Here is a 10471-nt window from a genome sequence, read left to right on the forward strand (position 1 = left end):
GGTCTACCTTTGATTTGATTGCTTTTACGAGATCATAAGCCTCAAATGGTTTGAGCAAACCTGACATATCTTTGATACAGATAGAGTCTGCACCGAAGTCAGCGTATGTTTTTGCCAAGTCAGCGTAGATTTCTTTTGTGTGATATGGAGTTGTAGCGTATGAAATAGCCATCTGAACATGTTTGCCAGTAGCTTTAGCTGCTTTTGTAGCGCGCTCAAGGTTGCGCGGGTCATTACAAGCATCGAAAATTCGGAATACATCAACGCCGTTCTTTGATGCGTACTCGACGAACTTATCAACAACGTCGTCTGCATAGTGGCGGTAACCAAGGAGGTTCTGACCACGAAGAAGCATCATGATTTTTGTGTTTGGCATTGCGGCGTGCAATTTGCGGAGGCGCTCCCATGGATCTTCGTTAAGGAAGCGGATACAAGAATCGTAAGTAGCTCCACCCCAAGCCTCTGCGGCCCAGTAACCGATTTTGTCAATTTTTGGAGCGATTGGCAGCATATCTGCCAAAGTCATACGAGTAGCGTGAAGTGACTGTGTAGCATCACGCAAAACAAGTTCAGAAATACCAATTTTCTTAGCCATTTAAGTTCTCCTTTATACCGGCCCGGTACTAATTTTTTTCGTGCAAAGCAGTTGCGATAGCGGCAACGATTGCATTTTGGTCAACAGTTGGTGCTGCTGACGGAACATCTGCCTTCGGCTCTTCTTTATCAAGACCTGCAGCATGAACGAAAATACGAAGACCGTTCATGCAGACAATCATGATAACGAGGAAGCTGAAAACAACACACATACCAAGCAGAGTAAGGATAATACTCTGGTTAAGCATTTCAGCGATTGTCATAATTCCTCCATAGGATATGAATTCGTAAAAGATGAATTTGGATAAAATTATAAAAGATATTCGAGATTTACTCAATGTGACTAAAGGTGAATTTACAAAAGTTTCCGTTTTTCTTTGGCGGGAACGCCGGCTGCGAGTGAATTTTCTTCTATATTATTAAGCACGACTGCCCCGGCTCCGATTACACATCCGCGGCCGATTTTCTCGCACAAGAGCGTGCACCGCATTCCAAGCCAGCAGCCTTCGCCAACGGAAATGTCGTGGATTATGCACTCACCCGCCCTGTCCTCACTCGTCCCGATTTTGTGAGTCTGACAGTTGAAGCTGCATTCCGGCCCGATTTCAGAGGATTTTCCTAGAGTGATTTTTGAGGAACCGATTGTGTAAAAATGGCAGTTACGCCCAATCCACACATTTTCTTCTATATATAAGCGCCCTGAGCCATAAATTCTGAATCCTGCATTCACGCGCGCAGATTTTGCGACCGAGACACCCATGAGCCTAAGAATCAGCCGCCGCCACCCAAAGCACGATGACGGCAAAATATCAACGAAAGGATTGAACAAAAATCTTCGCAAAGTTACAAGCATAATCAGTTTCCCAAAGCGTCAGTACTAATTCCGATTTCTTTAAGCTTTCCGTTTTCAAAATGAAAGCCAATATCAGAAAAAACATCATAAACACACGAAAAAGAATAAAGGTTTTCGTAATATTCTGAATGATTCAGCTCTCGTTCAAAAGAGGCTTTCAATTCATCCAGTGTCATTCCGATTTTAACACCGAAAGCGTTCGGAACACTTTTAGTAATTTTTGTAGAAACCCAATATCCGCCCCTGACTTTATGCTCCCCGCCATCAAAAGCATAAACAAAGTGGTCAATTTCAATAGGATGGGCCTCATCATCACAATTTTTCATATACACTTTGTCATTTCGCACAGGAGTTTTCCCTTTTGTAAACGCCGCGACAGATTCTTGTGTAGGCATCGCATGGAATGGAGTCGCCGCAGTCAAATTATAATTCAGAATCTCGTCAAAAAACTCCTGCTCCTCCCGAAGACAATCAACGCTGTCCTTTTCGGCTATATCCAAATATTTTCCGAAAATCCATCCGAACTGCACTTTTGATTCATCAAGCCAAATCTTGTACCATTTGTCCCATGAATTATCTAGCCGAACATTTTTATCAAGAAAGGCTATGACTTTAAACTTCTGATTCTTACTGACTTTCGCAATGACTTTTGAATCAGCACCCGTCGAAGGCAAAGTCCTGACACGAACATTATCATCGTTAAGAACGCAATAAATATCCGCAGAGAACGCGAATGTCGAAATCAAACAAAATAAAACACACAAAAAGATTTTTCTCATCCTAAACTCCGGTTAGAGCAACATTTTTTACTGATTATAACTGAACGCAATATTTCTTTCTATCGGATTTATATGCAGTGCTTTTTCTGCAATATCCGTCAATTTGCAAAAACTCGACAGTTGACCTATAAATCACTTGGGGAATATTCAACAAAGCCTTTCACTTTATAAAAATGAGTATTAGAACTTTCGATGATGATTTTACCGTCCGGAAGCATATATACAATATGATAAAAAACTCCTTTGTCTTTTCGCTCGCATTTATACCCAAATTCTATCAGCCAATCGTTTCTTTTCCTGCCTTTTTCTTTTTTTAGCTTCTTCAATTTGTATTCATAAAAAACATAGTCGCTGGTATACAAAGAGATTTCCGCATTAAAAAAGTCCGCACATTCTTTCAAATGATTTTCTTCAATATGCTTTTTTAACTCAATCATTGACAAGAACTTCTGGCTTTCTAGTATTTCAGGCTCAATACTCCATGCAGATGAAATTTGTTTATCCCGCAAATCCCCGACACAAGCAACAGTTATTAAATCTTTTCTTGTATAATCCGGCTGATACAACTCAATCGTCAAACCATTGTTTTTTACATAAACAGTTTTTCCTGTATTTAAGACTTCCATGATTTTATTCTAGCACAGATTTTTGTTTCTGGGGAAACGGCCTTTTATTTCAAAGCTGGATTCCGTAATCTTCTTCAACGGCTTTTATAAATATTTTCTGCAATTCAGTCATGTTCTCTCCCTGCCCGATTCCGCCAATTCATAAGGCGATACAAATTTGTGAAAAGCTCCGTTTTCTTCTATAAAATCATATTTTTTGGCAATTCGTTTGCTTTTAGTGTGTAATTCGATATATCCTTTCCAGGTGTCTGAAGAAAACAGATTTCCTTGAAAAACCGCGAAATGCTCATGTTCATATTTTGATTTCATAGTTTTTTTTCCACATACAATCTTAACGCTTACGGTTCCCAGAAATCTACAAAAAGACATTCAGGGTCAACAAGAAGATATTGATTTCCGTTTACATCAATGCGATAATTCGGCTCTGAAACTGAACTGAATGGCTCATAGGTTGAATTTGGATCTACATCAACCAGATAATTTCGATATTCATAACCGCCGCCAAAACCGTCTGGACCATACTGAACAGTTCCTTGCTCAGTTATGACACTGTTTGTACTTGAATCAAAACTAAATTCTCTGTGATCCATATACCTGTATCCAATGTCTACAATAAAAGAATAATCATAGATGTTTATATTGGGATTTTCTTTCCATTGCCATAAATGCTCGTTTTCCCATGTTTTTTTATAATTATCAACACTTCTAAACCAACAGTCATAAAAACCTACTTTACGACCATCAAATATAACGGCATAACCTTTTACATCACCAGAATTGAGCGGAACAAGAAATGCTTTACCATTATATTTTCCATCTTTGGTCTGATAATAACGATCTGATCTTTTGTATAATTTTTTGTAAAGAGCTGAATCTTCATCCAGATTTTTTGAAGCTTTTGCTTTTGCATCTTTTTTTGCCTGCTTCAAGGTTTTAACATTTTTAATGTCAATATTTCTTCCACTATAATAAAATCTGATTTCATCAATGCAAGTGTCATTGTATTTTGTTCCCCTGTAAACATCCTGAATCGTAAAAACAAGAGCATCAACGGTAAAGGTTTCATCAAGATAAATCGATTGGAAATCCTCGCAATTATCTTTCAGAGTATATTCTCTCACATAACCTGCATCAGTATAAAGAAATCCAATGTTCAAAGTTTTTACGCGGTTATTCTTTTTGTAATAATCCTTGTGAGCAAAACCGTTTATGATTTGAATTTCGTCAATTTTAATCGGCTCATAAAAAACAACAGTCAGTCTTTCATCGATTCCAGAATCATCTGCATTCTCAACCCAGACGGTTTCCGTATCATTATCAAAAGCATTAAGCGCATCATACACAACTTCTTTGCCCGAAAGCCACTCAGAAAGCGTGCTGCTCGCCTCTGCCGACCGAATATATGCGCAGTCAGAAAGAATTCTCTCGGCAAAAATCTGGAATGACACAAACATCATTATTGCAAAAAATATCTTTTTCATCTTAAAGCTCCTATTTTTTCACTTTTCGAATATAGCTCGGGCGGACTTCATGGGGATTGTACCAGTTTTTGTAGGTTTCGGCGATTTCAGCATCTTCGTGTGAAAGGTAGAACTGCCACAAATCTTCTCGCAGAAGAGTGTATTTTGAATCAATCGGCTCGATTAAATCCGCGTAATTCTCCGGGATTTTATCCGAGAGTTCATCCGAAAGTGCGTGCTCCTCAAAAAAACTCTCTAAATATGAAGAATTAACTCCGTAAGAAAGCCGCCAGGTCTTTTCTGGGGCAATCTCAAAATCGGGGAGCCAGTTCAGGGCATCTTTTAGTCCGTTGTAATATGTGTAGACATGATTCAAGCCCAGATGTGCGATTAAAAGCGTGTCGGACGGAAGCTGGATTTTTGAGACGACTTTTTTGTAATACGAATACGGCGGGTCTTTTTTGGGATTGTAAACTCTTGGGGTGAAAAAAAGACAAGCGAGCAAAGAAAGGCACAAAAGGCTGCACGCGATTTTTCTGACTTTTGGGAATGCGTTTTCTGGGAAGAGAAGATGCACCTCATACAAGAAAAGCGGGATTCCGAGCGGAACTGAACTCATTAAAATCCGAACGGCCATGTCGCTTTCAAGATTCCAGAACGGGAAATACAAAAAAGGAACCAGAAGCAGAAGATTTCTGTGAGGCGATTTTTTGAAAAGCGCAATGACCGAAACGCAATACAAGGCCAACGCATAAAAAGCGATTTCCGCCGAGCCGAATTTTGTTACGGAACGGTCAATCGAATTGTGATTTGTGAAAGAAGGGAGAGAAAATGCGTTCATAAAGCGTGGTGCATGACGGCTGAAAAATAAAATTCCTGCGACAAAGACCACCGTCGCCGCAAGAAGAATCAAAGCGACAAAAAAGATTCTCAAAGGCTTTCCGAGCCTGCCCCAGATTTTCCTTGCAAAACGCAGTGTATATAGAAGAAAAATGGCAAAAGTGAGGGCAAAGGCAAAAATCATCGTCACTTTATGGCTGATTACAGAAAGAACGAAGAATGCAACACACGGAAGAATATGAAGAATCAGCGTTTTGGGCGAGGATTTTTTGTGCCACGATTTTAATGCTCGAACAAGGAAAAAAGCGTAAAAAAGAAGGAAGCAGATTCCAGTCTGATTGTTGATGAAATTGAGCGACATCGAAGAAAAGGAAGGAGAAGCCGCACTCAAAAGAAATCCGAGAAGAGAAAGCAAAATCTGAGCCGAAAGTGCAAAAAGAATCAGAAAAACCGCAAGCGATGAGAGAGCCGAAGAAAGAGCCGACCAGACCTTAACGCCAAGAATCGGATTTTTCGTAAAAAGCGAGCAGATTCCGCACAGATAATAGCCCGGCTCATGGCTCGGATTTTCAAGATGCCCGGTCTCCACAAAAGAGCGGGCCTGCAGCGCGTAAAAATATCCGTCAAGCCCGTTCGGCTCGCTGGATTTCTGAAGCATAGAAAGCCGAACGCTGAACACGCAGGCAAAGAACACGATGGGGAGAAGATATTTTAGAAGGGAAGTTTTGGTTATTTTGGTCATATATTAATCCTTTAAAAACTCAGCGTTAGCGGTGCTGCCTAGTTTCCGCTATCCCAGACTTCTTTGAACAAAAAGCCCTTGAGATTATTAAACAGAATAATATCATCCTGAAATTTTACAAACTGCGCATTAATTTTTTCATTTTTAGAAAAAAGTTCGCTCGTCCTTTCATTAATCAAAAAGCCCACAAAATCCCAGCAAGTAAACACATCTCCTGTTTTAAGACATTTCTTTTCGTCTAGCCTGAAAGTAATACAGTCTTCATTAAAATCCAAAGGTTCCCCGCTCGAAAAATTATCTAAATCATCCTCCGATAATTTCGTCTCCTTTATAAAACAACTTCTAAAATTATCTACATCTTTTTCTAACAAATAAATTTTCATATTTTTTCTCTTTTTATTTTTTTGGTGCATTTTTGGCACAGCCGCTAAAAGCGTCCATGCCAAAAACCAGGCTTTCCGCCGTTCCGCGTCTTACGCGCTCCATTCCTCAGCTCTACTTCGGAACGCCTTCGGCGCGGCTACAATCCTTTGCACATTTTTATTTGCGTCACTTTCCCTTCGCCTTAATTCGCAGCAAACGAATTCCAATGTCACCTCTGCCGTACCTTCTGCTGCCATAGCCCCAGTCAGTTATTTCAAAACCCTCGCTGTAACCCGAAGCAAAACATGCACCGCAAGTATAGTTCAGTTCTTCCTCATAAACATCCATTACCCATTCAGAAACATTTCCGCTCATATCGTAAAGTCCGTAACCATTCGGCTTTTTTTGCGCGACTTCATACTCATGAGATTCTTCCGGATCATAAGGCTCTACAATGGCAATGTCATCTATATTATCGCTTCCCGGATATTTATAATTTTCACCGCCCTTTGCCGCATACTGCCATTCGGCCATGGTCGGGATTCTAAATCCGTCTGCATCCTCATTCATTTTAATTTCATAATCAATTTTAAAATTATAAAAAGGCCGATACGCCATTAAAATATCAGTTTCACCTGCTATAACATAAACAGGCTCATAGCCCATCAAAACACTCAGTTTGTTGCAAAAATAAATCACATCATAATAACTTACATTCTCAACAGGATAATTCGGATTTTTGTGATCGCTTGGATTTTCACCGGTCACTTCTTCAAAAAGTTTTTGGGTTATCTCCGTGCTCGACATCTGATAATTCGTTCCCGGAATGTCACGCATCTGCTTCCTAAAATTTTCGATTTCATTCGCAAACGCCAAGCCTGAGAGAAATATCAGCAATACGAAAAAAGATTTTATTTTCATTTTCCATCTCCCGAATCATTTTCATGACTAATCCGCTCGTAAGATTTTTTGATTTGCTCTATGTTTTCAAAAACCTCGTTTTTATCACGCTTGTAGGTGTAGCTTTGCTCGAACGGCTGGGATTTGTCCTCATCGCCGAATGAATAAATGTTGGCAGGAATAAGAGCCGTAATGCAGGTATCGTCCCATTTTTCGCCTTTGTAGACTTCCTTGATTGTCAGCTCGATGTTTTTTGTTTTTTTTCTGAAGTAGAAACTCTGGAACTCAACGACATCTTCAAGATTGAAAATATATTCCTGATTGTTGTCCAAATCTTTCACGGCAAATGCTTTGACACGGGAATTCTTTTTGTACAGGTTGGTCTTATTCGGGCAGACATAGCCGTTAAGAATTATCAGAGAATGGAACTGCTCTTTTGTGCGAATCGTGAGTTTCTCGCCGATGCCATCGCCTTTCACGCCTTCAACCCACGGTTTTCCGTCATAATTCCAAGCGAACGGCGAATAATGGCTTTGCGAAGCATAAGCGAATTTTCCAAGATTCTCCGCCTTATAGACCACCGCACCAGCTTTCGTGTTTTCTTTCAGCTCGCTCGTCGCGGTGTAGCTTGCCCCAAAATTTGAGCTGTAAAAAATGCCTTTTTCTTTTTCGTATTCACTTGTTTTCCAGGAATTAGAATCACCAAGATTAAAATTCACAGACGGATAACCCAAAATCAGAAGATTTTTTTGATAAGCGTCCGAATAATAAAACCAGCCGTCTTTGTCCAAGTGAAACCTGCTTCGCGGAAGTTCGTCATAAACATTTTCTTCCGTTCCGACAAAATAAATTGTTTCGGGCGTAACGATATTATTTGAAGCCCATGAAATGCTGAAATACAAATAATCGCTTTTGGAAAAGTCCTCGGCAAAGCCAATATTTGAAACCAAGCCCATTCCAAGCAAAAGCACTGGTATATAGAAGATTTTTTTCATTACATCATTCTATCACACGACACGATTTCAGTCTTTACGAAAATTTCCCGAAATAAAAAAGCCCGCCCCTTAGCTACCAACTTCGGACGGGCTTATCATCTAAGCTACGGAGGCGGTCGCTCGTCTGCATTGCGTCCCCGTTTCTCTTAATATACATTCCGTTTGGTACTTTGTCAACTTTGGAATCGATTATTGATTTCCGCTATCCCAGACTTCTTTTTCTGTTTAGTATGGTCAGCCGTTATAAGACAGAATTCTTCATTGTTCGCATCGAAGGCATAAAAACCGCTTTCGTCATGCTTACAACCATAACAACCTTCGCCAATCGCATCTTTCCGGTTTCGTTTTTCATTTTGTCTTCTCCCGGCTCTCCAGAAGCGACTCGTACATCATAATCGCGTGATTTTCGGTCACATATTCGTCGTCCAAAAACTGTTTTTCGCAAAAATGCTTGCGCCAGATTGTGTTGTGCCTTACATACACGCCACCGATTTCACTTGTAATCCAGTGCTCTTTCTGATAGACCTCGTAGCTGTCGGTCACAGGGGAATCTTTGAGCCATTTTCCGCACAAGAGGCCTTTTTCGTGGTCAATCCAGATTTTAAGGGCATAAGTGTCGGTCGTTTTGTTTTGAATCATAAGGTCGCGGTAATTGTAAACGCAAGTCGCCCCGCTTCCGAAAGGCTGGGTTCTGTTTGAGTCAGGGAAAACATCATAGCTGTGACGGAACCGTTCTGCCACCGTGAGCGGAGTGTGAAGGGTCATCCAGTAAATGAGATTCGAGAGAGCGCACAAGCCCCCTCCGATTGCAGCTGTAGGATGTCCGTTCACGAGCATCATGCCCTTTTTGTAGCCTTTTTTAGCAGTGGGATTTCCAATCAGCCGCCAGTAAGAGAAGGTTTTTCCGCTTTCGAGCTTGATTCCGCTGACTTTTTTGACTGCAATCTCAAGGTTCGCGATTTTTCCTTCCTGCAAGGCTGTGTCTGCCTCGGAAAGATTTCGCCTGAGCGGAACGGAATGTTCAAAAGCCGTGTATTTAAAGCCTTTTAAAAGTTCATCTTGAGAAAGTTTTTTTGATGAGACAAAAAAACGCCTGTACCTAATCCATGCAAAATAACGGAGCAAGCAATAAGCCGCCACTCCCAATTTTACACGAAGCACAGAACGCTTTTTTTGAGGAACGAAACGGTACAAAACTACGGTCCGTCATAGAAACGACAATCATAAACCTGTTTTTCTGTAAGGACTGTGTATGGAACGCCGTTCCAATAGATTGTGTTTCCTTCGATTTTTATGATTGTAGCCGTTGTCGTTTCGACATAATCAACAGTATCTGTTTCTATAATCCTAAAATTGCCGAGGCTCCATCTTCTTCTCCAGCCATAACCCTCCCAGCCGATAAGAATGTATTCTTCATCAGATTTTTCGGCAATTCTGTTGTTAAACCAGTTTGTATAGTCGTCATTTTCTACTGTGAGATAAAAATCGTCTTTTTCACCACTTCGATATTCATTATAAGCATATCCAGTATTTTTTATCTGCCTGATAATCTCAGCTTTTGAGCCATTTTTGATATACTTTCCGGCCGCTTCCTCAACATTCTCAATATAAGATGAACCGTTCCTTGTGATTACGATTGCAGAATCATCTATCTGCGACTTAAGGTACATTCTGGTTCCGCCATAAAATAAAGCGAAGAACTGCGTTTCAAAATCAGCCTTGTTGCTCTTGAGCATAAGTTTGGAATTCTCTTCCTGAACCTTCTTAAGTTCCGCCACCCCGCTGAATGGAATAACCTTGCCCTTGTACAAAAGGCGGATGTCACACAGACATGTGTCGTCGTATTTAGAGCCTCTGTAGACATCTGTGATTTTGATTGTGATTGTCTGGGCTGTCTGAGGAAGGGCAAAATTGATTGACTGCCAGGTCGGTTTGTCATCGAGAAGAGTGTATTCCTTCTGCTGGAAGTGACGCTTCGCTACCTGAGTAAGGACGATTGACTTAACACGGTTGTTTTTCTTGTAGTAGTCCTTTGAGGCAAATCCGTTCACAAGCTGAATCTCGTCAAAGCTAACAGGCTCGCTGAACTCAACTGTTATAGACTCACCGATTCCGCTTCCATTCTGGTCGGCCTCGCACCATGTTGAATTGAAGTCTCCGTCGAGGATGTTGATCGGCGGATAAAGATATTTTCCGTCAAACTGAGCCTCAACAAGTTCGCTGGTTGCGACAACTGATTTTACCTCAGCTTTGTCGGTCTGAGCCATGAACCACACGGCGGCCTTTTCCTTTATGGAATCAACAACGCTTTTTTTTGCA

At 40.8% G+C, this 10471-nt stretch carries 12 protein-coding genes and 1 pseudogene; all 13 read right to left on the reverse strand.

Features of this window, described 5'->3' with window-relative positions; translation table 11 throughout:
• Positions 1-595, reverse strand: a pseudogene (locus tag IJJ71_RS03575) (sodium-extruding oxaloacetate decarboxylase subunit alpha); the annotation flags it as partial.
• Between the two features lie 28 nt (positions 596-623).
• Positions 624-857, reverse strand: a complete 234-nt coding sequence (locus IJJ71_RS03580) for an OadG family protein (protein WP_296845360.1) — start codon at positions 855-857, stop codon at positions 624-626.
• Between the two features lie 92 nt (positions 858-949).
• Positions 950-1447 carry an acyltransferase gene (locus tag IJJ71_RS03585; RefSeq protein WP_296845361.1) on the reverse strand — a complete coding sequence of 166 codons (498 nt, stop codon included), beginning with the start codon at positions 1445-1447 and terminating at the stop codon, positions 950-952.
• A 2-nt stretch (positions 1448-1449) separates the two neighbouring features.
• Positions 1450-2226, reverse strand: a complete 777-nt coding sequence (locus IJJ71_RS03590; RefSeq protein WP_296845362.1) for an SH3 domain-containing protein — start codon at positions 2224-2226, stop codon at positions 1450-1452.
• Between the two features lie 125 nt (positions 2227-2351).
• On the reverse strand, positions 2352-2852 hold the full coding sequence (locus IJJ71_RS03595) for a hypothetical protein (protein ID WP_296845363.1): 501 nt from the start codon (positions 2850-2852) through the stop codon (positions 2352-2354).
• Positions 2853-2960: 108 nt separating this feature from the next.
• Entirely contained in the window at positions 2961-3161 is a 201-nt protein-coding gene (locus IJJ71_RS03600; RefSeq protein ID WP_296845365.1) for a hypothetical protein, read from the reverse strand.
• 29 nt (positions 3162-3190) lie between these two features.
• Positions 3191-4333 carry an NADase-type glycan-binding domain-containing protein gene (locus tag IJJ71_RS03605; protein ID WP_296845366.1) on the reverse strand — a complete coding sequence of 381 codons (1143 nt, stop codon included), beginning with the start codon at positions 4331-4333 and terminating at the stop codon, positions 3191-3193.
• A 10-nt stretch (positions 4334-4343) separates the two neighbouring features.
• Positions 4344-5894, reverse strand: coding sequence for a hypothetical protein (locus IJJ71_RS03610; protein WP_296845367.1), 1551 nt, complete (start codon positions 5892-5894; stop codon positions 4344-4346).
• Between the two features lie 38 nt (positions 5895-5932).
• Entirely contained in the window at positions 5933-6340 is a 408-nt protein-coding gene (locus IJJ71_RS03615; protein ID WP_296845368.1) for a hypothetical protein, read from the reverse strand.
• A 103-nt stretch (positions 6341-6443) separates the two neighbouring features.
• On the reverse strand, positions 6444-7178 hold the full coding sequence (locus IJJ71_RS03620) for a formylglycine-generating enzyme family protein (protein ID WP_296845369.1): 735 nt from the start codon (positions 7176-7178) through the stop codon (positions 6444-6446).
• Positions 7175-8152, reverse strand: coding sequence for an NADase-type glycan-binding domain-containing protein (locus tag IJJ71_RS03625; RefSeq protein WP_296845370.1), 978 nt, complete (start codon positions 8150-8152; stop codon positions 7175-7177). Before IJJ71_RS03625 ends, IJJ71_RS03620 begins: the two co-directional genes overlap by 4 nt.
• 348 nt (positions 8153-8500) lie before the next feature.
• Positions 8501-9313: a VanW family protein gene (locus IJJ71_RS03630; protein WP_296845371.1), complete on the reverse strand. Its 813-nt coding sequence runs from the start codon at positions 9311-9313 to the stop codon at positions 8501-8503.
• Between the two features lie 35 nt (positions 9314-9348).
• A partial coding sequence (locus tag IJJ71_RS03635; RefSeq protein WP_296845372.1) for an NADase-type glycan-binding domain-containing protein occupies positions 9349-10471 on the reverse strand: 1123 nt, incomplete at its 5' end.

The organism is Treponema sp., assembly GCF_017430385.1.
Lineage (GTDB): Bacteria > Spirochaetota > Spirochaetia > Treponematales > Treponemataceae > Treponema_D.